19 protein-coding genes, 1 pseudogene and 1 riboswitch are annotated in these 21,969 nt (G+C 71.0%); of the genes and pseudogenes, 6 read left to right on the top strand and 14 right to left on the bottom strand.

Features of this window, described 5'->3' with window-relative positions; all coding sequences use genetic code 11:
* Window positions 1-118 precede the first annotated feature (118 nt).
* A complete protein-coding gene (locus ABZ840_RS33080) occupies window positions 119-1,450 on the bottom strand; it encodes an aminotransferase class I/II-fold pyridoxal phosphate-dependent enzyme (protein WP_361566200.1) in 1,332 nt (443 codons plus the stop codon).
* Between the two features lie 37 nt (window positions 1,451-1,487).
* Between ABZ840_RS33080 and ABZ840_RS33075 the strand changes: the two genes are divergently transcribed.
* Window positions 1,488-2,189 (top strand): pyridoxamine 5'-phosphate oxidase family protein, encoded by a 702-nt coding sequence (locus ABZ840_RS33075; RefSeq protein WP_361566197.1) that lies wholly within the window; start codon window positions 1,488-1,490, stop codon window positions 2,187-2,189.
* A 167-nt stretch (window positions 2,190-2,356) separates the two neighbouring features.
* On the opposite strand, the gene ABZ840_RS33070 is transcribed toward ABZ840_RS33075, so the two are convergent.
* The gene (locus tag ABZ840_RS33070; protein ID WP_361566194.1) at window positions 2,357-3,415 is read right to left on the bottom strand and encodes an EamA family transporter; all 1,059 of its coding nucleotides are present in this window, start codon (window positions 3,413-3,415) and stop codon (window positions 2,357-2,359) included.
* Between the two features lie 122 nt (window positions 3,416-3,537).
* The gene (locus ABZ840_RS33065; RefSeq protein ID WP_361566399.1) at window positions 3,538-4,083 is read right to left on the bottom strand and encodes a Clp protease N-terminal domain-containing protein; all 546 of its coding nucleotides are present in this window, start codon (window positions 4,081-4,083) and stop codon (window positions 3,538-3,540) included.
* A 336-nt stretch (window positions 4,084-4,419) separates the two neighbouring features.
* On the opposite strand from ABZ840_RS33065, the gene ABZ840_RS33060 reads away from it, so the two are divergent.
* On the top strand, window positions 4,420-4,875 hold the full coding sequence (locus tag ABZ840_RS33060) for an SRPBCC family protein (RefSeq protein WP_361566191.1): 456 nt from the start codon (window positions 4,420-4,422) through the stop codon (window positions 4,873-4,875).
* 168 nt (window positions 4,876-5,043) lie between these two features.
* Here ABZ840_RS33060 and ABZ840_RS33055 read toward each other — a convergent pair whose 3' ends face one another.
* Entirely contained in the window at window positions 5,044-5,637 is a 594-nt protein-coding gene (locus ABZ840_RS33055) for a PadR family transcriptional regulator (RefSeq protein WP_361566189.1), read from the bottom strand.
* A gap of 232 nt (window positions 5,638-5,869) precedes the next feature.
* Between ABZ840_RS33055 and ABZ840_RS33050 the strand changes: the two genes are divergently transcribed.
* Window positions 5,870-6,703: a PhzF family phenazine biosynthesis protein gene (locus ABZ840_RS33050; RefSeq protein WP_361566186.1), complete on the top strand. Its 834-nt coding sequence runs from the start codon at window positions 5,870-5,872 to the stop codon at window positions 6,701-6,703.
* 201 nt (window positions 6,704-6,904) lie between these two features.
* Here the strand turns inward: ABZ840_RS33050 and ABZ840_RS33045 are convergent, their stop codons facing one another.
* Complete coding sequence (locus ABZ840_RS33045; RefSeq protein WP_361566396.1) at window positions 6,905-7,708, bottom strand: CPBP family intramembrane glutamic endopeptidase; 804 nt, start codon at window positions 7,706-7,708, stop codon at window positions 6,905-6,907.
* 339 nt (window positions 7,709-8,047) lie between these two features.
* Window positions 8,048-9,550 carry a glutamate-cysteine ligase family protein gene (locus ABZ840_RS33040; protein ID WP_361566183.1) on the bottom strand — a complete coding sequence of 501 codons (1,503 nt, stop codon included), beginning with the start codon at window positions 9,548-9,550 and terminating at the stop codon, window positions 8,048-8,050.
* Window positions 9,551-10,085: 535 nt separating this feature from the next.
* On the opposite strand from ABZ840_RS33040, the gene ABZ840_RS33035 reads away from it, so the two are divergent.
* A complete protein-coding gene (locus tag ABZ840_RS33035) occupies window positions 10,086-10,670 on the top strand; it encodes a hypothetical protein (protein WP_361566180.1) in 585 nt (194 codons plus the stop codon).
* A gap of 433 nt (window positions 10,671-11,103) precedes the next feature.
* Window positions 11,104-11,310 carry a DUF5999 family protein gene (locus ABZ840_RS33030; RefSeq protein ID WP_030263889.1) on the top strand — a complete coding sequence of 69 codons (207 nt, stop codon included), beginning with the start codon at window positions 11,104-11,106 and terminating at the stop codon, window positions 11,308-11,310.
* Window positions 11,311-11,412: 102 nt separating this feature from the next.
* Here ABZ840_RS33030 and gcvP read toward each other — a convergent pair whose 3' ends face one another.
* Entirely contained in the window at window positions 11,413-14,298 is a 2,886-nt protein-coding gene (gcvP, locus tag ABZ840_RS33025) for an aminomethyl-transferring glycine dehydrogenase (RefSeq protein WP_361566177.1), read from the bottom strand.
* A gap of 188 nt (window positions 14,299-14,486) precedes the next feature.
* Window positions 14,487-14,584: riboswitch (glycine riboswitch) on the bottom strand.
* A gap of 113 nt (window positions 14,585-14,697) precedes the next feature.
* Here gcvP and ABZ840_RS33020 point away from each other — a divergent pair.
* Window positions 14,698-15,111 carry a PRC-barrel domain-containing protein gene (locus ABZ840_RS33020; RefSeq protein WP_361566175.1) on the top strand — a complete coding sequence of 138 codons (414 nt, stop codon included), beginning with the start codon at window positions 14,698-14,700 and terminating at the stop codon, window positions 15,109-15,111.
* Window positions 15,112-15,272: 161 nt separating this feature from the next.
* Here the strand turns inward: ABZ840_RS33020 and ABZ840_RS33015 are convergent.
* From ABZ840_RS33015 to ABZ840_RS32985, 7 genes and pseudogenes are all read right to left on the bottom strand, one after another.
* Window positions 15,273-16,634 (bottom strand): annotated as a pseudogene (locus tag ABZ840_RS33015) (DNA polymerase IV); the annotation flags it as partial.
* Between the two features lie 147 nt (window positions 16,635-16,781).
* Window positions 16,782-17,399 (bottom strand): MerR family transcriptional regulator, encoded by a 618-nt coding sequence (locus tag ABZ840_RS33010; protein WP_361566172.1) that lies wholly within the window; start codon window positions 17,397-17,399, stop codon window positions 16,782-16,784.
* A 219-nt stretch (window positions 17,400-17,618) separates the two neighbouring features.
* Window positions 17,619-18,092 (bottom strand): bifunctional nuclease family protein, encoded by a 474-nt coding sequence (locus tag ABZ840_RS33005; protein WP_030263902.1) that lies wholly within the window; start codon window positions 18,090-18,092, stop codon window positions 17,619-17,621.
* A gap of 74 nt (window positions 18,093-18,166) precedes the next feature.
* Window positions 18,167-18,916 carry a MerR family transcriptional regulator gene (locus ABZ840_RS33000; protein ID WP_361566169.1) on the bottom strand — a complete coding sequence of 250 codons (750 nt, stop codon included), beginning with the start codon at window positions 18,914-18,916 and terminating at the stop codon, window positions 18,167-18,169.
* Window positions 18,917-18,933: 17 nt separating this feature from the next.
* Window positions 18,934-19,470: an FHA domain-containing protein gene (locus ABZ840_RS32995; protein ID WP_361566166.1), complete on the bottom strand. Its 537-nt coding sequence runs from the start codon at window positions 19,468-19,470 to the stop codon at window positions 18,934-18,936.
* A gap of 439 nt (window positions 19,471-19,909) precedes the next feature.
* Window positions 19,910-20,836: a DUF881 domain-containing protein gene (locus ABZ840_RS32990; protein ID WP_361566163.1), complete on the bottom strand. Its 927-nt coding sequence runs from the start codon at window positions 20,834-20,836 to the stop codon at window positions 19,910-19,912.
* 731 nt (window positions 20,837-21,567) lie between these two features.
* Window positions 21,568-21,900: a small basic family protein gene (locus tag ABZ840_RS32985; protein ID WP_003984969.1), complete on the bottom strand. Its 333-nt coding sequence runs from the start codon at window positions 21,898-21,900 to the stop codon at window positions 21,568-21,570.
* Between the last annotated feature and the right edge of the window lie 69 nt (window positions 21,901-21,969).

The raw sequence follows: 21,969 nt of genomic DNA, 5'->3' as shown, positions 1-21,969 counted from the left end.
CCCCTTCCTGCGTTTCCCCAGCCGGGCCCAGGCCGTCGCGCCCGGGCCCCACATACCGCCGAGCGGTCAGACGCACCGAAGCGGTCAGGCGTACCGACGCATCAGACGTACTGATCGATCAGACGTATCGACGGGCCTCCCCCGGCAGGCAGGCCGTGGCCACGGCGGTGGCGAGCGGCTCGATGTCCTCGTGGGAGAGGCTGGACACCGTGATCCGTATGCCGGGCGGCGAATCCATCCGGAACCGGGCTCCGGGAGCCACCGCCCAGCCGGCGTGCAGCAGCCGTGACACCGCGCCCGTCTCGTCCGGGACCGGCACCCACACGTTCATCCCGCTCCGGCCGTGCGCCTCGACACCCCGCTCGGCCAAGGCCCGTATCAGTTCGTCGCGGCGACGCCCGTAGGACTCGGCGACCTCGGCCGGGTCCACGGCCTCCGTCCGCCAGAGATGGATCACCGTGTCCTGCAGCAGATGGCTCACCCAGCCGGGCCCGAGCCGCTGCCGTCCGCGGAGCCGGTCCACCGTGACCGTGTCGCCGGTGACGACCGCCAGCCGCAGGTCCGGGCCGTACGCCTTGGCCGTCGACCGGATCAGCACCCAGTGGTCGGTCACCCCCGCCAGGGGTCGCAGCGGAACGTCGACGATGGGGTGACTGTGGTCGTCCTCGACCAGCAGAACGGTCGGGTAGTCGGCCAGCAGCGACCGGAGCTCCTCGGCGCGTGTCGCGCCCACCGCCGCACCGGTCGGATTCTGCGCCCGATCCGTGACGATCGCCGCCCGTACGCCGAGCGCCAACGCGCGCTCCAACTCCGTCGGCAGCGGCCCGTCCTGATCCACGCCGACCGGAACGGGGCGCAGTCCCAACGCCGGGATCAGGTCCAGCAGACTCCCCCACCCCGGATCCTCGACCGCGACCGCATCGCCGGGGCGGAGGTGCGCGGCGAGGACCCGCTCGATGGCGTCGAGCGAGCCGGAAGTGAGGGCGACCGGTCCGGCCGGCACCCCGTCGGCGTCGAACGCGGCTCGCGCCCGTCCGGCCAGTTCCTCGTCCACCAACGGCGAGCCGTACAGCGTCGGGCGGGCGGCGGCGCGATCGGCCGCGGCGGCGAGCGCCGGGCCCAGCGCCGGAAGCAGCTCGAGGTCGGGATTGCCGTCGGACACGTTGCGTACGCCCGGAGGCACGTCGACCCGCAGCGCCTCGCGTGGCGTACTGGTCGGGCGCGACCGGACGCGAGTGCCGCGCCGCCCGGCGGTTTCGACCACTCCGCGGTCACGCAGCGTCCGGTACGCGGACGCGACCGTATTGGGATTCACCTCGAGATAGACAGCCAACTCCCGCATGGGCGGGAGGACTTCACCTGGTTGGAGCTCGCCCGCACCGATGGCTCGCTCGACGCTGGCGGCAATATCCGATGCGCGCCGCCCTTCAATCCGATACTCTCCTAGCACAAACATGATTATGCACTAGTGCAATGGAGTTGGCAACATGCCTGAGCCCGCATCCACCACAACGGCCGAAGCCGGCGCAGAGTCCCCCGCCGCCTACGCTCCGGGCGAGCGCACCGTCCCGACCCGGTCCGCCGACCGCGCCGCGTACGACCACGACACCGTGCACTCGATCCTCGACGCCGGGTACGTCTGCCACCTCGGCTTCGTCCGCGACGGCGCCCCGGTCGTGCTCCCCACGCTCTACGGCAGGGTCGGCGACCGCCTCTACCTCCACGGGTCCACCGGCTCACGACCGCTGCGGATGGCCGGCGGGACGGACCCCGGCCTGGCGGTGTGCGTGACCGTCACCCACGTCGACGGCCTGGTCCTCGCCCGCTCCGCCTTCCACCACTCCATCAACTACCGCAGCGTCGTGGTCCACGGCACCGCCCACCAGGTCACCGACCCGGAAGAAAAGACGGCAGCGCTCGACGCATTGGTGGATCACGTCCTGCCCGGCCGCGCCGCCGACTCCCGCCCCGGCAACACCAGGGAGCTCGCCGCCACGGCCGTCATCCGGCTCGACCTGACGGAGGTATCCGCCAAGATCCGTACCGGCGGGCCGAACGACGAGCCCGAAGATCTCTCGCTCCCCCACTGGAGCGGCGTCGTACCGGTGGCTCCGACATACGGCCCGCTCATACCCTCCGACGACCTGGCCCCCGGCACGGCCGTCCCCGCCTACCTCCAAAACCTCTGAGGCCGGCCACGCCCGTCCACCCCTGGGGCGCGCCCTCCGACGACGCCCCGCGGCCGGGCAAACCTCCGCCCCGGCTCGCAAGGCGTGAGGGGTGAGAGGCGACGGGCGAGAGGCCAAGGGGCGAGGAGTGAGGGGGCAGGAGGATCGAGGAGAACCGGGCTGCGCCCTTACGTGCCGGTCGAGCCGACCGACCCGGCTGACCCGGTCGACCCGGCTGACCTGGTCGACCCGGCCGGCATCGCCGCCTCCGCGCGCGTCTCGTCACCGGTACGCGAGGCCACGTCCCGGGGCGGCTTGGGCGTGCTGGACTGCGCGATGAACGCGCCGATGAGTACCACCGCGCCGCCGATGATCTGCGGCGCGGACAGGTGCTCGCCGAGCAGCACCCAGGCCAGTACGGTGGCGATCACCGCCTCGAGACACGCGACGACACCCGCGACCTGGGGCGACAGCCGACGGACGGAGATCACGCCGGTGAGGTAGGCGAGCACCGTCGCCAGCAGCACGAGCCAGGCGACCAGCAGTACGGCGGGGAGGGTCGTGCCGTCCATGTCGGCGCTGCCCGCGAGCACCGACCAGTCCACGTTCCAGGGCCGCACCACTACGGTCAGAAGGAGCGCGCCGAAGATCAGCCCGTACGCGATCACGCCGAGCGGGTGGGCGCCGTCCTCGTCGTCGCCGCCGTGATCGGAAAGGACGAAGTACCCCACCTGACAGCAGGCCGCGCCGAGCGCGAGCGCCAGCCCGAGCACGTCGAAGCTCAGCCCCGCCCACACCTCGACGACGCAGGCCAGACCGCCGACGGCGAGGACGGCCCCGGCCGCGGCGGCGCGGCTGACGGGCCGCCGCTGGACGAATCGCACCCAGCCGAGGACGAGCGCGGGGGCGAGGTACTCGATGAGCAGCGCGACACCGACCGGAATACGGGACAGCGCGGCGAAGTAACAGGCCTGGACGCCCGCCACGGCGAGCAGTCCGAAGCCCATGAGCAGTGCGGGGCGGCGGAACAGCAGGGCGCGGTGGCGCCAGGCGACCGGCAGCATGACGAGGGCGGCGCCCGCGCTCCGCAACCAGGTGACGTACAGCGGTTCCAGACCGGCCGCGATCAGCGGTTTCGCGGCCACACCCGATCCTCCGAAGGCCAACGCCGACAGGAGAGCGAGGCCTAGCCCGAACCCTCTCGACCGGCCACGCAGGCTCGTTTCCGTCCCCGAAGTCTCGTGCATCCGGCCATCATGACAGGGGAGGTCAGCAGCTTCACCACCGAGACCCCTGTCACGGCAAGGGCGGAGAGAGAACATCGCGGCTTACTGCGGCAGGCGTGCCGTCGCAGGTGAAGCCCCGGGAACTAAAACTCGTCCGCCACCACTTCCTGGGTCTGCCGGTCGAGCCGCGCCGCAAGGAGCACCGTGTCGACAGAGGCACGGCGCAGCACTTCGACGGCCCGGCACTCGGAGTCGTCGACGAGTGCGGCCAGGAGATCGAGACACCCGGCATGCATGGCGTAACGGGCGTGCGCACGGTCCAGCGCGCCGTCCATGGCGGCCGCCGCGGCCGGCGACCAGCCCGGAACCCCGCCTTCGGCCACCATCGGCACGGCCCCGGAGTCCTCCACGGTGCCGTGCCACTGCAGGCCGTAACCGATGCTGCGCTGCACGAGATAGCCCAGCAGCCGTGCCGTCCTGTCCCCTTCGGGATCGACCACCTCGCGCACGGCGGGGTCGGATTCGAGAAGTCCGTGCAGCAGGTGGGCAGTGTCCACCTGCCGGTCTCCATCACGCGTGGCCCGCCTGCGGGCAGCTGAGAGCACCGACGCGAGCTCGGCAGTCAGACAGGCGTCGAGATCCTCCGGGGACGGACCCGCTCCGCTGTTGTACGCAGTACGGTTTTGCACGTACCCCACCCCACCAGCCTCCTGCTACCGGAACATCCCCGGGAGGGAGCATTTGCGCATCCCACCATGGTTGGGCACCTGGTAAGGAAATCTCATCCCTACGGATGATATGCCCGGCACGTACGCGGGCGCCCAGGGATGCGTACGCGCCCTCGCACCCCGCCGGTGCGCACCCAGCAACCTGACGGGTCATCAGCCTTGAACCTTGCGCCACCAGCGGCTACCTTCCGCGGCACCACCGGAGTGAAGGCTCGGCCGGACGCACGGTCACCGAGCTCTCGCCAGGATCATCGCCGACGAGGACGGCCCACCGGGCCGTCACCAAGGGGTGCCCACATGGCCGACGTCACCACCCAGGCCCGCATCACAGCACCAGCGGAAGAGATTTGGCGCCACGTGACCGACTTCGACGCCTACGGCCGGTGGAACGCCACCCACACCGGCTTCCCCGAAGGGGGCCCGGCGACGCTGGAGCCCGGGGCCACCTACGCGGAGAACATGAAGCTCATGGGCTTCCCCGCCGAGGTGAGCTGGACGGTACGCGCCGTGGAACCCGCACGCCTGCTCGACATAGAGGGCAAGGGACCGATGGGCGTCACCCTCCGTATGCGGTACGCCCTCACGCCGGCCGGCACGGAGGAAACGGACGGGCCCGCGACCGAGGCGACGACCGTCCGGATCGACGGGTCGTTCACCGGCGCGGCCGTGTCATTGATGGCCGGCAAGCTCAAGGATTCGGCGAAGTCGGCACTCGACGAGTCCCTCGACAGACTCGCGGGGCTCGTGGCCTGACCAGCTGACCGGCCCGATCGACTGACCAGCGGTCTTGCCACGGGCTCAGCTCGTCTCCTGAGCAGCCGAGCCACTGAACGGCCGGCCTGCCGACCGGCTGAGCACACGAGGGCCGCGGTCGGACATCGTCACGACCACGGCCCTCGCCTCCACCATGGGCCGACCGGCTCACTCATCCTCGGCGAGGATCAGGTAGAGATCCTTCCGCGCCCGGTTGACCACGGCGATCGCCTTCTCGCGCTGCTCCGGCGTACCGGTCGCCCACACCTGCCGAAAGGCTTCGACGAGGCCGCCGCCGGCCTTACGGATCTCACTCATCGCCTCCCAGTCGACGCCACGACCGGCGTCTTCCCAAGGGGCGTCCGAGCCGTTCTCCGCTTCCGTACGCCCCTCGTCGGTGAGCTCGAACAGCTTCTTGCCGCCCTCGCTCCGACTGGCGATCAGGCCCTCGTCCTCCAGCAGCTGCAGGGTCGGGTAGACCGAACCGGGGCTCGGCTTCCACGCGCCGCCGCTGCGCTCGGCGATCTCCTGGATCATCTCGTAACCGTGCATGGGGCGGTCCTTGAGCAGCGCCAGGATCGAGGCGCGTACGTCACCGCGCCGCGCACGACCGCGCGGACCCCCTCGACCTCGACCGCCGCCGAACGGAGGCCCACCGAAGGGCGGCCCGAACGGCCCGAAGGCGGCACGCCGCCCCTCGTACTCACCCCGACCGCCACCTCGGCGTCCGGAGTTCCAGTGTTCATGTCCATGTGCTCGCATCTTCGCGTCACTCCTATCTTTGATCTGTCGCGATGCTTCAACGATATATCGGAAGCGTTCGGCCGACAAGCGTCGACATGGAGAAGATTCGGAGTGGCCTCATAGAAGGCGGCCACATTGACATGCCAAACGGGTGATGGCGGGCCGGCGCCAATCCAACGGCCCTCAGGCCAGTCCAATTTCCTTCGATTGGCACTCATTGCTCATGGGCCAGGGTGCTTACGCTCACGTCATGCAGATCCATATCGTCAACGCCTTCACCGACCATCCCTTCGGCGGCAACCCGGCGGGAGTCGTCCCGCTCGACGGCTCGTCGTATCCCGAGCAGTCCTGGCTGCAGCAGGTCGCGGCCCAGGTGAATCTTTCGGAGACCGCGTTCGCGCTGCCGCTCCCGGACAGCGACGAGGCGGACTGGGCGCTGCGCTGGCTCACGCCTGCCACCGAGGTCGACATGTGCGGCCATGCCACGCTCGCCACCGCGCACGTCCTGCACTCCGCCGGCATCGCCACCGGCACGGTGCGCTTCGCCACCCGCAGCGGCGTACTCACCACCACCGCGTCCGACGACGGCTCCATCGGGATGGACTTCCCGACCGCGCCGCTCACCGCCGTACCGGTACCGGAGGGGCTGGCCGCGGCACTCGGTACCCAGCCGGTCTCCACGTACGAGACGGGCCCGCAGGTGGGGGACCTGCTGGTGGAGGTGGCGGACGAGCGGACCGTCCGCGAGCTGTCGCCCGATCTCGCGGCGCTGGTCCGGTTCGGGGAGCGGGGCGTGATCGCCACCGCGCGCGCCGAGAACCCGGACGGCGACTACGACTTCGCCACGCGCTGCTTCTTCCCCGGCGTCGGCATCGCCGAGGACCCGGTGACGGGGAGCGCGCACACGGCGCTCGCGCCGTTCTGGTCAGCGCGGCTGGGGCGCGACGAGCTGACCGGGCTCCAGGGCTCCACCCGTACCGGCCTCGTCCGCACCACGCTGCGCGGCGATCGCACGCTGCTGACCGGCAGCGCGGTGACCGTCATCAGGGGCGAACTGACGGAGGCGGCGCGACCTGGGCGGTGAGACGCGACCTGCGCGGTGAGGCGGGGCGGTCGGCGGCGGGTGGGGGGGGTGGTCTGGGGGAAGGTGGCTGGGGGGGGTGGCTGGGAGGGGTGGCTGGGGAGAGAAGGTCGGGTGGGGAGGTGGCGGGGGTAAGTGGCGGCGTCCCCGTTTGATCTCCGCTTCCCCCGGGGGGCCTCCCCCCCACCCCCACCCCACTCCCCCTCACCCCGTCGGCAGCCACCCCACCCTCCCCGCCAGGAGGGCGTAGCCGGTGAATGCGACTAGGTCGATGGTGGCATGGGCGATGATGAGGGGGGCTAGTCGTCCACAGCGGCGGTAGATAAGTACGAAGAGTGCGCCCATCACGACGTTGCCGACGAATCCGCCGATGCCTTGGTACAGGTGGTACGAGCCGCGCAGGAGCGAGCTGGCTAGGAGCGCGGCCGTCGGTGACCATCCCAACTGGCCGAGGCGGCGGAGCAGGTAGCCGAGGACGATCACTTCTTCCACGACCGAGTTCTGCACGGCGGAGGCGATCAGTACCGGGAATTTCCACCAGACGTCGGGCAGTGATTCGGGGACGACGGTGAGGTTCGCGCCGGCCGCTCGGGCGCCCAGGTAGAGCAGCAGTCCGCTGCCTCCGATGGCGGCGGCCACCAGGACTCCCCACCCGAGGTCAAACCCGGGGCGTCGGCGGTCGAGGCCGAGAGCGCGCAGTCCGCCCGCGCGTTCCCTGAGGAGCAGGTGGGCGACGAGCACTACGGGAACCAGCGCGGTGGCGATCCCGAAGAGCTGCCAGGCGAGATCGAGCCAGGGGCGGCCGGGCGCGTGGGAACTGTTGAGGTTCGCCGCCTGGTCCTTGAGGCCGCCGGGTTCGGTGAGTGCTCCCACGAAGCTGATGAGGGCGGACACCGCGCTGGCCCCGAGGGAGAGCGCGAGGACGATGAGTGTCTCGTTCCTCAGTGTCCTGCGGGAGAGGCCGCCGGGCGGGCCTTCGCCGGGGAGAGATTCAGCAACGGGGTGCACTTCGGACTGCACGCCTGCCTCCAGTTCCGCGATAGCGCCTGTACGCCTCCACTGCCTCGCCAGGGTCTCGAATGCGGCTACGGGATCGCACTCGACAGGCCGCGACGAGCGCATCCACGTGGCACACACCGCAGTGGAGGTCACAGCTTGCCCGAAGACCCCGAAGTCGTCGCACGCGGGGGCGTCGCACGGGGCATTGCATGGAGCGCTTCCGCCCGCCGGCCACCGGCGGCCCGCGCAGCGCCCGCGCGCCGGGGAGGGGGACGGACAGCGCCCGGCGTCCGCAGACGCGCAGCGCAACACTCCCCGCCCCCCCACACCCATTCCCCTCCTACACGACTACACGACCCCCTCCAGCTCCCACTCGTGCACCGGCCTTCCCTCGTGCATCAGTTCGCTGTAGCGGCGGGTCATAGCGGCGAGGGCTTCCTGGCGGTCGAGGCCGCTCTGGAGGGCGCGGTGGTAGGCGGCGGCCTGCCAGGAGGCGCCGTTGACGCGGCGGCGGCAGCGGGCCTCGATGACGCCCAGGTAGTGGTCGCGGTCGGCGGGAGCGACGCCCCAGCCGTCGAGCCCGGCGGCGGCCATGGGCAGCAGTTCCTGGAGTACGAGGCGTACGGCGGGGATCTGGGCGATGCCTCCGGAGCGGCCGGGGCGGGGCCATTGGAGGGCGGCGTCGATGCCGTAGCGGCAGGCGGTCTCGAAGTTCTCGGCGGCGGCGGCGAACGGCAGCCGGGTCCATACGGGCCGCGGGTCGTCGGCGAGGGCGCGTACGAGGCCGTAGTAGAAGGCGACGTTGGCGATCACGTCGGTGACGGTGGGGCCGGCGGGCAGCACGCGGTTCTCGACGCGGAGGTGCGGGACGCCTTCGGTGACGGCGTAGACGGGGCGGTTCCAGCGGTAGACCGTGCCGTTCTGGAGGACGAGTTCGGAGAGTTCCGGTACGCCGCCCTTCTCCAGTACGGCGAGGGGGTCCTCTTCGCCGCACATGGGGAGCAGTGGGGGGAAGTAGCGGACGTTCTCCTCGAAGAGGTCGTGGGCCGATTCGATCCACCGTTCGCCGAACCAGGTGCGGGGGCGGACGCCCTGGGCCTGGAGTTCGGGCGGGCGGGTGTCGGTGGACTGCTGGAAGACGGGTGGCCGGGATTCGCGCCACAGTTCGCGGCCGAAGAGGAAGGGCGAGTTGGCGCCGATGGCGATCTGTACGGCGGTGAGGGCCTGGGCGGCGTTCCATACGGCGGCGAAGCGGCCGGGGGTGACCTGGAGGTGGAGTTGTACGGAGGTGCAGGCGGCTTCGGGGGCGATGGAGGGTGAGGTGGCGGTGAGCCGCTCCACTCCTTCGATGTCGATCTCGAAGTCCTCGCCGCGGGCGGCCCGCATCTCGTCGTTGAGGAGTGTGTAGCGGTCGGCCTCGGAGAGGTTGGAGGAGACCAGGTCCTCCGCGGTGAGGGTGGGCAGAATGCCGATCATCACGATGCGTGCTGCGACTTCGCGGGCCTTGCGGTCGGCGTAGGCGAGGCCGGTGCGCAGTTCTTCGGCGAGCTGGTCCAGCACGCGTCCGGAGAGGCGGTGCGGCAGGATATTGACTTCCAGGTTGAACTGGGCGAGCTCGGTCTGGAAATCCCGGCTGGCGATGCGTTCCAGCACCTCGGAGTTCATCATCCTGGGCATGCCGTCGGCGCTGGCAAGATTCAATTCTATCTCCAGGCCCATGAGGTTCTTGGGGCGGTCGAACCGCTTCTCGGCCAGTAGCCTCTCCAATGCCTCCAGGCACTCGTTGAGCCTTCTTCGATAACGCTGCCGGTCGCCGGGATCAATTCCGCCGGCGCTGACCTTCTCCCCCATCGGAGCGTCCCTCCTGACGTGGCGGGCCCGCGGGGCGCGGGTCCGTGCGGTCGATGATGCCCGGCAATCGGTTCGATAACGCCTCGGGGGGCCGGGTGCCCCCGATAGGCTTGGGAGGTCGGACCGAATGGCACATTCCGAGGGCATACGGCGGGGGCTCGCGCCCGGCGCATTGGCCCTGTTCCAAAGCACGATGACATCCGGCCGACCGCGTCGTCGGAGTAATCCGAGGTCCGTGCACCAACAGGGTGCATAATTGCATCGAAAACACCGCGGAGAACGGGCCGTAATACGACTTGCCAAAAATCTCCGTCAGCGGTAGCCGAAACAAGCACTGAACACCTGTCGTATAAACTTCGTGGACGAGGCAGAGAGTTGGCGCCCAGCTAGCGGGGCATTTCCGAGGCTGAGGCACAGCGGCTGACACCCCCGCCGGGCCATGGCCCCGGTCGGCCACGCTCTGCTCCCGCCTGCTGACAGCGTCGTCCGCACGTGCCCAGCACCACCGTGTCTCCCAAGTGAGAGGCGACCCACCATGCCGCTGCATGTACCCCCTGCCCCTGCTCCCGCCCTGCGCAGCGTCCTCACCGCCCTCGGTTCTCCTACTGCCGTACGTGAGGCCCCGACTCCCGCCCTCCGTGTCCATCAGGGGCCGCTGCGCCCCGAACGTCCCCTGCCCGTCCATGTACTCGACGACGTCTCGCGGCGCGGCACCCCGCGTACCCGCCTGACCGGCTGGCGATTCCTCATCCGTGGCGGCGAACGCGCGCTGGCCACGGCGGATGCCATGCTCACGCCGGACGGCTGGGCGTTCTCGCACTTCGGTGAGGGACCGTACGTGTCCGCGATCGAACGGGCCCTGCACCAGGCCGAATCCGTGCCCGCCGCGTATCAGCCACGGCTGCTCTCCGTGCCGGAGCTGTACATGCTCACGCTGTGGCTGCACGAGGACATCTCGGCGGACGGTGCCGAAGGCTGCCCGGTACCGGGGGACCTGCTGGTCCCACTGGCCCCGGCACCGCCCGGCATCGCCGCCCACCGGCCGCACCGTGTCGCCGATCTCCTGTCCCGTCTCACGCTCCGCCTCACCCCGGCACCCCTCCTCGGCTCGCCGGCGTAGGCACTCGGTACGCGGCGTCCCTCGAAACGCCGTCTGCCGGGCAGGTACCGCATTGCCGGAGTGCGCCCCGCGGTTCTCCTCACCGCGGGGCGCACTGTTGTCCGCGGGTGTCCCGGGTGGTTCGGCGGGGCATCAGTACGGGTAGCCATGTGCGGGCGCATGTCCGTCCGGAACTTCCCCGAACGCGCCGTTCCGCCACGGGACTAGCCCGGAATGACCAGACGGAACCACCCATAGGTGCTGTCTTGGCGGCGGCAACCGCCCGCACGGGTGATGCGTCCTTACCGAGTAAGTACGGCTGCTGCGAAATCCCTGCGGAATCAGTTCTGTAGGGCAACACTGGGAGCGAACTACCGAACGGGGGGCGGCCATGAACACTTCATCGCGCCGCAGGAAGACGTCCACCACCACACCGCAGCGAAAGACAGCATCCATGTGCCAGCACCAGCCACCGTGTCCGTCAGCAGAGTCCGCCGACCGGGAAGCCGCGCATCTCGTGGCGCACCACCCGGAACAGGGCTGGAGCCTGTTGTGCAACGGCGTACTTCTCTTCGAGGACACCGGTGAGCTCCTGCCGGACGGGCAGGTCATCGACCCGCACCGGCCGATGGGCACCGGGCAGGTCGTCACCGCGGCCTGACGCGGTGAGCGGGAACGAGCAGGGCCCCCGGCGGATAGCGCCGAGGGCCCTTTTGTGTGCGGGCGCCCGTGTGGTGCGTGCCGTACGGGCGCCGGACTGCCGTCAGCCGGCGTAGTCCTCCAGCGGCGGGCAGGAGCACACGAGGTTGCGGTCGCCGAAGGCTCCGTCGATGCGGCGCACCGGCGGCCAGTACTTGGCGGTGGCGTCGACGCCGGCCGGGTGGACGGCTTCCTCACGGGTGTAGGCGTGCTGCCACTCGCCGGTGAGGACGGCCGCGGTGTGCGGAGCGTTGCGCAGCGGGTTGTCGTCCTTGTCCCACTCCCCCGTGCCGACCTTCTCGATCTCCGCGCGGATGGCGATCATCGCGTCGCAGAAACGGTCCAGTTCGGTGAGGTCCTCGCTCTCGGTCGGCTCGATCATGAACGTGCCGGCGACCGGGAAGGACATGGTCGGCGCGTGGAAGCCGTAGTCGATCAGGCGCTTGGCGACGTCGTCGATGCTGACGCCGGTGGCCTTGGTCAGCGGCCGTACATCGATGATGCACTCGTGCGCGACGAGGCCGCCGGGGCCGGTGTAGAGCACCGGGTAGTGCGGCTCCAGGCGCTTGGCGATGTAGTTGGCGGAGAGCACCGCGACCTGGGTGGCGCGCTTGAGACCCTCGCCGCCCATGAGGCGGACGTACGCCCAGGAGATCGGCAGGATGCCGGCCGAGCCCCAGGGGGCCGCGGAGATCGGGCCGACGCCGGTCTCGGGGCCCGCGGTGGGCTGGAGCGGGTGGTTGGGCAGGTACGGCGCGAGGTGCGCGCGCACGCCGACCGGGCCGACGCCGGGACCGCCGCCGCCGTGCGGGATGCAGAAGGTCTTGTGCAGGTTCAGGTGCGAGACGTCGCCGCCGAACTTGCCCGGCTCGGCGACGCCGACCAGCGCGTTCAGGTTGGCGCCGTCGACGTAGACCTGGCCGCCCGCGTCGTGCACGGCGGCGCAGATCTGGGTGATGTGCTCCTCGAACACGCCGTGCGTGGACGGGTAGGTGACCATCAGGACGGCCAGCTCGTCGCGGTACTGCTCGATCTTGGCGTGCAGGTCGTCGGTGTCGACCTCGCCGTCGTCGCCGGTCTTGACGACGACGACCTTCATGCCGGCCATCACGGCACTGGCGGCATTGGTGCCGTGCGCGGAGGACGGGATGAGGCAGACGGTGCGCTGCTCGTCGCCGTTGGCGCGGTGGTACGCGCGGACGGCGAGCAGGCCGGCGAGCTCGCCCTGGGAGCCGGCGTTGGGCTGGAGGGAGACCTTGTCGTAGCCGGTGACGACGGCGAGGCGCTCCTCCAGTTCCTGGATGAGGGTCAGGTAGCCCTGGGCCTGGCCGACCGGCGCGAAGGGGTGCAGCTGGCCGAACTGCGGCCAGGTCACCGGCTCCATCTCGGTGGTGGCGTTCAGCTTCATCGTGCAGGAGCCGAGCGGGATCATGCCGCGGTCCAGCGCGTAGTCGCGGTCGGCGAGGGTGCGCAGGTAGCGCAGCATCGCGGTCTCGGAGCGGTACTGGTGGAAGACCGGGTGGCCGAGGTAGTCGTCGGCGCGCAGCAGGGACTCGGGCAGCGCGTCGGCGGCGGCCGCGTCGAGCTGCTCGATGTCGCCCTGGACACCGAAAGCGCCGAGGACGGCGGTGAGCTGGGCGCGGCCGGTGGTCTCGTCGCAGGCGATGCCGACCAGGTCGGCGTCGACCTGGCGGAGGTTGACGCCGGCCTCGCGGGCGGCGGCGACGATCTCGGCGGCGCGGCCGGGGACCCGTGCGGTGAGGGTGTCGAAGTACGTACCGTGCACCACCTCGACGCCGCCGGCGCGCAGGCCCTCGGCGAGGACGGTGGCGTAGCGGTGGGTACGGCGGGCGATGGCGGCCAGGCCCTCGGGGCCGTGGTAGACGGCGTACATGCCGGCCATGACGGCGAGGAGGACCTGCGCGGTGCAGATGTTGCTGGTGGCCTTCTCGCGGCGGATGTGCTGCTCGCGGGTCTGGAGGGCCAGGCGGTAGGCCTTGTTGCCGTCGGCGTCGACGGAGACGCCGACGAGGCGGCCGGGGAGGCTGCGGGCGAACTTCTCGCGGACGGCCATGTAACCGGCGTGCGGGCCGCCGAAGCCCATCGGGACGCCGAAGCGCTGGGTCGTGCCGACGGCGATGTCGGCGCCCAGCTCGCCGGGCGAGGTGAGCAGCGTCAGGGCCAGGAGGTCGGCCGCGACGGTCACGATCGCGCCAAGTTCGTGAGCTTGTTCGATGAGGGCGCGGGGGTCACGGACCGCGCCGGACGCGCCGGGGTACTGGAGCAGCACGCCGAAGACGCCGCGCTCGGCGATCTCGGCGGGGATGCCGTCGCTCAGGTCGGCGACGACGACCTCGACACCGGTGGGCTCGGCACGGGTCTCTATGACGGCGATGGTCTGCGGCAGACAGTCGGCGTCGACGAGGAAGACGCCCTTCTTGACCTTGCCGACGCGGCGGGAGAGCGCCATCGCCTCGGCCGCCGCGGTGCCCTCGTCCAGCAGGGAGGCGCCGGAGGTGGGCAGGCCGGTGAGGTCGGCGACCATGGTCTGGAAGTTGAGCAGCGCCTCCAGGCGGCCCTGCGAGATCTCCGGCTGGTACGGGGTGTACGCGGTGTACCAGGCGGGGTTCTCCATGACGTTGCGCAGGATGACCGGCGGCGTGAACGTGCCGTAGTAGCCCAGGCCGATCATGGGGGCGAGCACGTGGTTGCGGTCCGCGAGGGCCCGCAGCTCGTCCAGGACGTCCGCTTCGGTCCGCCCCTGGGGCAGGTCCAGCGCCTCCGCGCTCTTGATCACATCGGGGACGGCGGCCGCGGTGAGTTCGTCCAGCGAGCCGAAGCCGATGTGGGCGAGCATCTTGGCCTGGGACTCCTGGTCCGGGCCGATGTGACGCTGCTCGAAGGGGGTGCCGCGTTCCAGCTCGGTCAGCGAGATGCGGTTGGTGGTCATCTGCGGGGGCCTCCTGGTCTCTGGGACCTACGAGGGGCACCACGGCGCGGGTGCCCGGACGGCCTCCCCCTCTGTCATCTCAACCTGAGAGCTTCACCGGAACGTACGCAACGCCCGGCTTTCACCGTCGGTGAGGAGGGGCTCCGGCACTGCGCTGGTCCGTGGCCCACCCTGCTTTCCAGAGTGATCTCGTCCGCGCGGTACGGGTGCCTGAGAGATTCCGGGGAGGAGTTGCTCCTTCGGCGCCTCCGGCCCGGGGGACGGAGGGCTCTCCCGCACGGGGTCATCGATCGCTGACCAGCCTACCAGCGTGGCTGCTCGGCATCCCCCGAGTGGCCGGGGCGGGAAATGTGCCGTTTCGTAGGGTGCACAGGGCAGTTCCGGCAGGTAGGAGGAACCGTGCAGACCGACATCGATCCCCGCAGTCTGATCGGCCGCAAGGCGTTCGACCGGCACGGCACCAGGATCGGCACCATCGACGAGGTGTACCTGGACGACGCGACCGGCGAGCCGGAGTGGGCGGCGATCCGGACGGGACTCTTCAGCCGGGACGCGTTCGTGCCGCTGGAGCCGAGCCGGCTGGTCGACGACGCGCTGCACGTGCCGTACGAGCGGAAGCTGATCAAGGACGCGCCGGACTTCGGAGTGGGCCGGCACCTCTCCCCCGAGCAGGAACTCCAGCTCTACCACCACTACCGGCTGGATATCTCCGCCACCGACGCGGTGCTCGCCGGCGAGGACCCCGGGGACCGCTCACCTGCCGGCTCCACCGACCGGGAGTTCGGCCGCATAGCGGGCTCGCCGGAGGACTGAACACCGGACGACGGCGAGCCGTCGGATGATATCGACGAGGACGGCTGCGGACCGTCGGGGACCGACGAGGGCGGCAACGAGCCGTCGGGGATCGGCGGCGACGCCGCGCTGTCGTCGGCCTTCATGGGCGCTTCCCCAGCGCGCGCGTCCGGCCCGCCGCCCACCAGGGGCAGCGCCTCCCCCGGCGTGAGTGCCGGATCGTCCACGAGGAAGGTCCGTACCCGCCCCGGCGCCGACCACGGCTGCTCGAACCGTACGGTGACCCGCCCCAGACCGCTTCCCTGGACCCATCCAGGGCCGTACTCGGCATGGACCACGTCCAGGCCCGGCACCCACTTCCTGGGGCGCTCAGCGACCTCCTCCGCCTCTTCCGCCCCACTCTCCCCGCCGGCCGCTCCGGCGGCCGCCTTCGCCTCCTCGGCGAGCCGGGCCTCCTCGGCCGCCCGCTCCGTCGCCGCCTGGGCGAAGAGGTCCTCCTGCGTGAAGTCCGCGAGGCCGCTCACGCCCACGCCGAGCAGCCGCACGCCACCGGTGGTGTCGATCAGGTCCAGCAGCCGCCCGGCCGCATCCCGCACCACCGCGGGGTCGTCCGTCGGCCCGCGCTGGGTCTCGGACCTGGTCAACGTGGAGAAGTCGTAGTTGCGCACCTTCAGCACGACCGTACGGCCCGAGCGCCCGGCCGCCCGCAGCCGCTGCACGCACCGGTCCGCCAGCCGCATCACCTCGGCGCGCACCCGCGTACGGTCGGTGAGGTCGACCTCGAAGGTGTCCTCGACGGAGATCGACTTGGCGTCCCGCTCCGCGACCACCGGCCGGTCGTCCTGCCCCAGCGCCATGGCGTACAGCCCCGCGCCGTGCGCCCGCCCCAGCAGCCGCACCAGCTCGGCCTCGCCGGCCTCGGCGGTCTCGGCGATCGTGTGGATCCCGGCCTTGCGCAGCGCCTCGGCCGTGGCGGGGCCCACGCCCGGCAGCGTCCGCACGGACATCGGCCCCAGCAGCTCCCGCTCGGTGCCCGGCTCGATCAGCACCAGCCCGTTCGGCTTGGCCTGCTCGGACGCGATCTTCGCGAGCATCTTGGCGCCGGCGAGGCCCACCGATCCGGTCAGCCCCGTGACGGCGAGGATGTCGCGGCGCAGCTGCTCCCCCACCGCGCGGGCCGAATCTCCGTCGTCGGCGACCCCGCCGGCCTCCAGGTCGACGAACGCCTCGTCCAGGCTCAGCGGCTCCACCAGGGGCGACAGCTCGTGGAGCAGCGCCATGACCTTGTCGCTGACCTCGCGGTACACATGGAAGCGCGGCGCGAGGTAGGCGGCGTTCGGGCAGAGCCGGCGCGCCTGGGCGGTGGGCATGGCCGAGCGGACCCCGAAGACGCGGGCTTCGTACGAGGCGGTGGAGACGACGCCGCGCCCGCCGATGCCACCCACGACGACGGGCTTTCCGCGCAGGCTGGGCTTGGCCGCCTGCTCGGCGGCCGCGAAGAACGCATCCATGTCCAGATGCAGGATCGTCGGCGCACGTCTCACGTGATTGATGGTGCCGTACGCCACTGACAATCGGCCGCTCGGCGGGCCGTGAAGCCTCTGGTGACCTGCTGGAAGATGTCGTCCGGCCAGGTCGGCCGGACCCCTCGTGCCTGCCGTCGGCCCGTTCCTCGACGGGCCCCGGCGGCGTCAGACCGCGCGGTTGCGGCGGCGGGCCAGCTCGTCGTGGGGATTGTGGCCGACGAGGGTCTCGCCGGTGTCCACGCGCTCCCCGTGCAGCTGCTCCAACCCGGCCTCCACGTCCCGCCAGACCACGCCGACGGCGATGCCGAAGACGCCCTGGCCGCCCTGGAGCAGGTCGACGACCTCGTCGGGCGAGGTGCACTCGTACACCGTCGCGCCGTCGCTCATCAGCGTCATCTGCGCCAGATCGGACAGCTCGCGCGAGGCGAGGTGCTGCACCGCCGTGCGGATGTTCTGCAGGGAGACGCCGGTGTCCAGCAGCCGCTTGACGATCTTCAGGACGACGACGTCCCGGAAGCTGTAGAGCCGCTGGGTGCCCGACCCGTACGCGGGCCGCACACTGGGCTCCACCAGGCCCGTACGCGCCCAGTAGTCCAGTTGCCGGTAGGTGATGCCCGCAGCGGCACACGCCGTCGGACCTCGGTACCCAATGGTCTCGGCGCCCCTGTCCACCGGCTTGCCGGTGGCCTGCGCCGGGGCACGGTTTATCGGGGCACGGTTCGCCGCGCCAGTGTGAAGCGGCAATGCCCCTCCCGCCGCCGTACCGTCGCCGGTGATTGCCACGCCGACCTCCGTCCTCCACGTCCCGGACGGGACCTGCCTCATCGACGGTATGCAGTCACTCGGGGTGCGTCAACGATCGCCGCGCTCGCCACGCCGAGTGATAATCACCCTACGAGTGGTTTCACGTGACTTTATGCGGGGAATGTCTGGTGGGTTGTGCGCCGGGCGTGCTGTCGTGCGCCCCGCACGCCACCTGCCGACGGCGAATCCGCACCCGCCCTACTGGCTGTTGGTCCCGAAGTCCTCGGGCGAGATCTGATCGAGGAACTCGCGGAACTTCTCCACCTCGTCCTCCTGCTCGTCCGGGATCGCGATGCCGGCATCGTCCAGCACCCCGTCGGTCCCGTAGATCGGCGTACCCGTGCGCAGCGCCAGCGCTATGGCGTCGGACGGGCGGGCGCTGACCTCCACGCCGCTGGCGAAGACCAGCTCGGCGTAGAAGACGCCTTCCCGCAGGTCGGTGATGCGCACCTGGGACAGCTCCTGGCCCACCGCCTCCAGCACGTCCTTGAACAGGTCGTGCGTCAGCGGCCGCGCAGGGGCCATCCCCTGCTGGGCGAAGGCGATGGCGGTCGCCTCGCCGGGCCCGATCCAAATGGGCAGGTAGCGGTCGCCTCCCACCTCGCGCAGCAGCACGATCGGTTGGTTGGAAGGCATTTCCACCCGGACACCCACGACGTCGAGCTCGTTCACACAGCAACCCTAGGACGTGCCCGGCCGGTTTGGATAGTCGGGCACCCCCTCGGCGGGGACGCCCTCACCCAAGGTCACGGCAGCCGGACGTGGAGAGCGGCCTGGACCAGGGCCGCATGCAGTCGTACGGAGAGCGTGGCCAGCTCCCTGGCCGTGGCCTCCGCGTGGGCCCTGGTCTGCGGGTTGCGGTGCCGCTTCAGCGGCGCCACGACCTGCTCGATCAGGCCCGCCTCGCGCTCCGCCGCGGCCTTTACCGCCCGCAGATGACGCGCTTCCAGGCCGAAACGGCCCAGCTCGGCGACGAGCTTGGCGACCGCGACGGCTTCGATGTCGTACCCGCCGTCGGACGCCGGGGCGAGCAGTCCGTACGCCTCCCAGTCCGCGAGCTCGGATTCGTCCACCTCAGTGGCGGCCAGCAGCTCGTCGCGGCCGATCCGGGCGGCCGTCGGATACTCGCCGGACGGCTCCTGTACACCGTCCAGCAGCTCCTTGGGCGCCGCGGCCGGCGCCGGGAGCTGCACGTCCTCACCGCGCGCCAGGGCGTCCAGATGCTCACGGATGACCTTCAGCGGCAGGTAGTGGTCGCGCTGCATGCGCAGCACGCCCGCCAGCCGCTCCACGTCCTCCGTGCTGAACTTCCGGTACCCGGACGGCGTACGCTGCGGCTCGACGAGCCCCTCGGACTCCAGGAAACGGATCTTGGAGATCGTGACCTCGGGAAATTCGTCGCGCAGCAGGTTGAGCACCGTACCGATGCTCACCAGCTCGCCGCCCGCGGCGGCGGTGCCGGAGGACCCGGCACCGCCCGACGCTGTGTGGTGCATGTGCCTTCCCTGGCGGGTCAGATGCCGACGCCCCGCTGGCTCGCGTAGAAGACCAGGCGGAACTTGCCGATCTGCACCTCGTCGCCGTTGGCGAGCGGGACGGAGTCGATCCGCTCACGGTTGACGTAGGTGCCGTTCAGGCTGCCGACGTCGGCGACGGTGAAGCCGCCGTCCTGGCCGCGACTGAACTCCACGTGGCTGCGGGAGACCGTCACGTCGTCCAGGAAGATGTCGCTCTGCGGATGGCGCCCCGCCGTGGTCAGGTCGCTGTCCAGCAGGAAGCGGCTGCCGGAATTGGGGCCCCGGCGTACGACGAGGAGCGCGGAGCCGAGCGGCAGCGCGTCCACGGCGGCCTGGGCCTCGGGGGACAGCGAAGGCATCGGGGTCTGCCCCGTCGTCTCCGCGTCGTAGGCCTCGATCCCCGAGATGGAGATGGTCGAGGTCGTCTCGGACGGACGCTCGGCCTGCCCCCCGGCGCGCAGCGGCGCGCCGCAGTTGGAGCAGAACCGGCTCGCCTCGGCATTGCGGTGCCCGCACCTCGTACAAACCGGCAAGGCGGACCCTCCACCCGTAGCGGCTGATGGTTCCTGGAAACCTATGGGGGCGGACGCGGCAGGGTCAACAGAACCCGGCCGCTGACCACCGGAAGTGCCACCGGCGGAGCCGGCCACCTCGTCACGGAAGAGCGGACGCTCCTCATTTGCCGCCGGCTCACCTGACTGCCGCGGCGCGGCGTGCCGCGCAGAGACGTTGCCGCCGTCCTTGCGGTCACTCTTGCCGAACAGCTTTGCAAAAAAACTCACGGGCGATTCCCCTTGAACGAAACAGACCCGCCCGTGGGGCAGGACGAACCCTCGATGCACACACCGGCCGATCCGGACATCCATTCAACGTCCGTGGCCTTCACACAGTTTCCACCACGCACCACTTGTGCGGTGCGCCGACCCCCGGCTAGCTCATGCCCCGTCGCAGGCCTCGCCATACGTTCCCGCCTCACTGCGACGACGACCGCGCGTAGTCGGGCCGTTCCGCCTTGCGCAAGGCGTCCACGACGATCTTGTCCTGACGGGTCACAGACACCGTGGCCTGCTCCTTCTCCAATGTCTGAACGACTCCGCCCGGGATGTTCAGGGCCGGCTCCAGGTCCTCGGGCTTGCCGATGACCTTGAAGCGGAAGGGCTGGGCGACCCGCTTCCCGTCGATCTCCACGCCGCCCCGCACGTCCGAGAGGTAGGTGTTCGCCACGACACGGACGTCGTTGACCTGAATGGCCTCCGCGCCGGCCGCGCGCAGCTCCTGGATCGTGTCCAGGAGCTTGTCGGCCTCGACGGAGCGCGACGGGTCGTCGATCGTGAGCGAGATGCCGGGCCCCTCGGCCGCCACCGTACCGGCCAGCACCCCGAGCTGCTGTTCTTTTTCCACCGTCTGCTTACGGGCCTCCTCGGCCTGGTCCGAGCTGTTCTCCAGCTCGGTCTTCTGGCCTTCCAACCGCCGCTGCTCGTCCTCCAGGCGCTGCGAGCGGTCGTCGAGCTCGTCAAGGATGCGCACCAGGTCCTCCTGGCGCGCTCCGCGCAGCGCACTGCTGTCACTGGTGGAACGTACCTGAATCGCGAGCCCGAGCCCGAGAATGAACAGCAGTACGGCCGCAATCAATTGAGCCCGGTTCAGCCGCGGCGGCCACAGGCCCGCCTTGAGGCGCTCCCGGCCGGTGAGCTGGGGGCCGTCCGCCGGCTCCGGGGTCCCCCCGGACGGCCGACCCCCGGTGGGTGGCGGTCCGGGCGGTACGGATCCGTGGTTCCCCGCTCCGGAGGCAGTGGGGGCCGCGTGACGGTGCCCGTGAGGGGCAGCCGACGCGCCGCCCGGACGGCCGCCCTGCGCGCCTTGAGGGGCACCGCCGGGCCCCTGGCTCTCGGGCGGCATGGGAAACCGTCCGGCGGGCCCAGGACGGCCACCGGGGCCCTGCGGACGGCCTGGTACGGGTCCGCGTGCGGGGCCCTGCGGACGGCCGCGTACGGGGCCGTGAGCGCCGTACGGCCCACCCTGCCCGGGCCCTTGCGGACGCCCCTGAGGAGCACCCGGCCGCCCCTGAGGGCGCCCCTGCCCCTGTACGGGGCGCGGCGGGCGCCCCTGAGGCGGTCCCTGCAGCGGGCCCTGAAGGCGGCCCGGTCCGGAGCGCTGCGGAGCGCCCTCCCCGGAGCCTTGCGTGGTCGCACGGCCGGGCGGCGTCGCCTTCCCCTGCGCCTCACCCGACTCGGGCTCCTCAGGCGCATCTGTAGCGCCTTTCACCTCGGAGGACTCGGGCTTCTCGGGCTTCCTGGGCGTTTCGCGGCGCTCCGGGACATCGCGCCGCTCCGCAGCGCCACGCTCTCCGGCCTCTGCGCCGCTTGCCGGCGCCACGGGACGTTTCTGCGACCCGGCCGCCCCTTCAGAACGCTCCGGCCCCTCGCCCTCGGAGGCCGCGGGCGTCGCCTCTTCGTGGGCGGACGACTCGTCACCCTTCGGGGGCACACCGCTCTCGGAGGACGCATCACCCGTGGCGGCCGCGCCGCTCTCCTGGGACGCGGCGCTCACCGGCGCCGTCCCCTCGTTGTCGCTCTCCGAAGACGCGTCGCGCTTGGGAGTCTCGTCGTGCTCGTCGGATGGCATCGGCCTCACGCCCTGAACACGTGCCGGCGAATCGCGGCGGCGTTGGAGAAGATGCGGATGCCGAGCACCACGACGACACCGGTGGAGAGTTGGGCACCTACACCCAGCTTGTCCCCGAGGAAGACGATGAGTGCGGCGACCACCACATTGGACAGGAAGGACACGACAAAGACCTTGTCGTCGAAGATGCCGTCCAGCATCGCCCGCAGGCCGCCGAACACGGCGTCCAGCGCCGCGACGACGGCGATCGGCAGGTAGGGCTCGACCACCGTCGGCACCACGGGACGGACCACAAGCCCGACCACGACTCCCACGATGAGGCCCAGTACGGCGATCACGATGTGCCCTTCCCTGTGTCGGTGCCGCCCGGCTGCGGGGCACCGGTCTTCGGCTGTGCGGTTCGTACG

Source organism: Streptomyces sp. NPDC047117 (assembly GCF_040643545.1).
Taxonomy (GTDB): Bacteria; Actinomycetota; Actinomycetes; order Streptomycetales; family Streptomycetaceae; genus Streptomyces.
The sequence above is the reverse complement of the archived record's forward strand: the minus strand, read 5'-3'. Positions and strand labels throughout refer to the sequence as shown.

Bases quoted from the DNA above. Each gene is read 5' to 3' on its own strand.
- ABZ840_RS32990 (WP_361566163.1), bottom strand. From the start codon at position 20,836: ATGCCGCCCGAGAGCCAGGGGCCCGGCGGTGCCCCTCAAGGCGCGCAG.
- ABZ840_RS33050 (WP_361566186.1), top strand. From the start codon at position 5,870: ATGCAGATCCATATCGTCAACGCCTTCACCGACCATCCCTTCGGCGGC.
- ABZ840_RS33030 (WP_030263889.1), top strand. From the start codon at position 11,104: ATGTGCCAGCACCAGCCACCGTGTCCGTCAGCAGAGTCCGCCGACCGG.
- ABZ840_RS33060 (WP_361566191.1), top strand. From the start codon at position 4,420: ATGGCCGACGTCACCACCCAGGCCCGCATCACAGCACCAGCGGAAGAG.
- ABZ840_RS33055 (WP_361566189.1), bottom strand. From the start codon at position 5,637: ATGCGAGCACATGGACATGAACACTGGAACTCCGGACGCCGAGGTGGC.
- ABZ840_RS33000 (WP_361566169.1), bottom strand. From the start codon at position 18,916: ATGCACCACACAGCGTCGGGCGGTGCCGGGTCCTCCGGCACCGCCGCC.
- ABZ840_RS33035 (WP_361566180.1), top strand. From the start codon at position 10,086: ATGCCGCTGCATGTACCCCCTGCCCCTGCTCCCGCCCTGCGCAGCGTC.
- ABZ840_RS33040 (WP_361566183.1), bottom strand. From the start codon at position 9,550: ATGGGGGAGAAGGTCAGCGCCGGCGGAATTGATCCCGGCGACCGGCAG.
- ABZ840_RS33070 (WP_361566194.1), bottom strand. From the start codon at position 3,415: ATGCACGAGACTTCGGGGACGGAAACGAGCCTGCGTGGCCGGTCGAGA.
- ABZ840_RS33075 (WP_361566197.1), top strand. From the start codon at position 1,488: ATGCCTGAGCCCGCATCCACCACAACGGCCGAAGCCGGCGCAGAGTCC.
- gcvP (WP_361566177.1), bottom strand. From the start codon at position 14,298: ATGACCACCAACCGCATCTCGCTGACCGAGCTGGAACGCGGCACCCCC.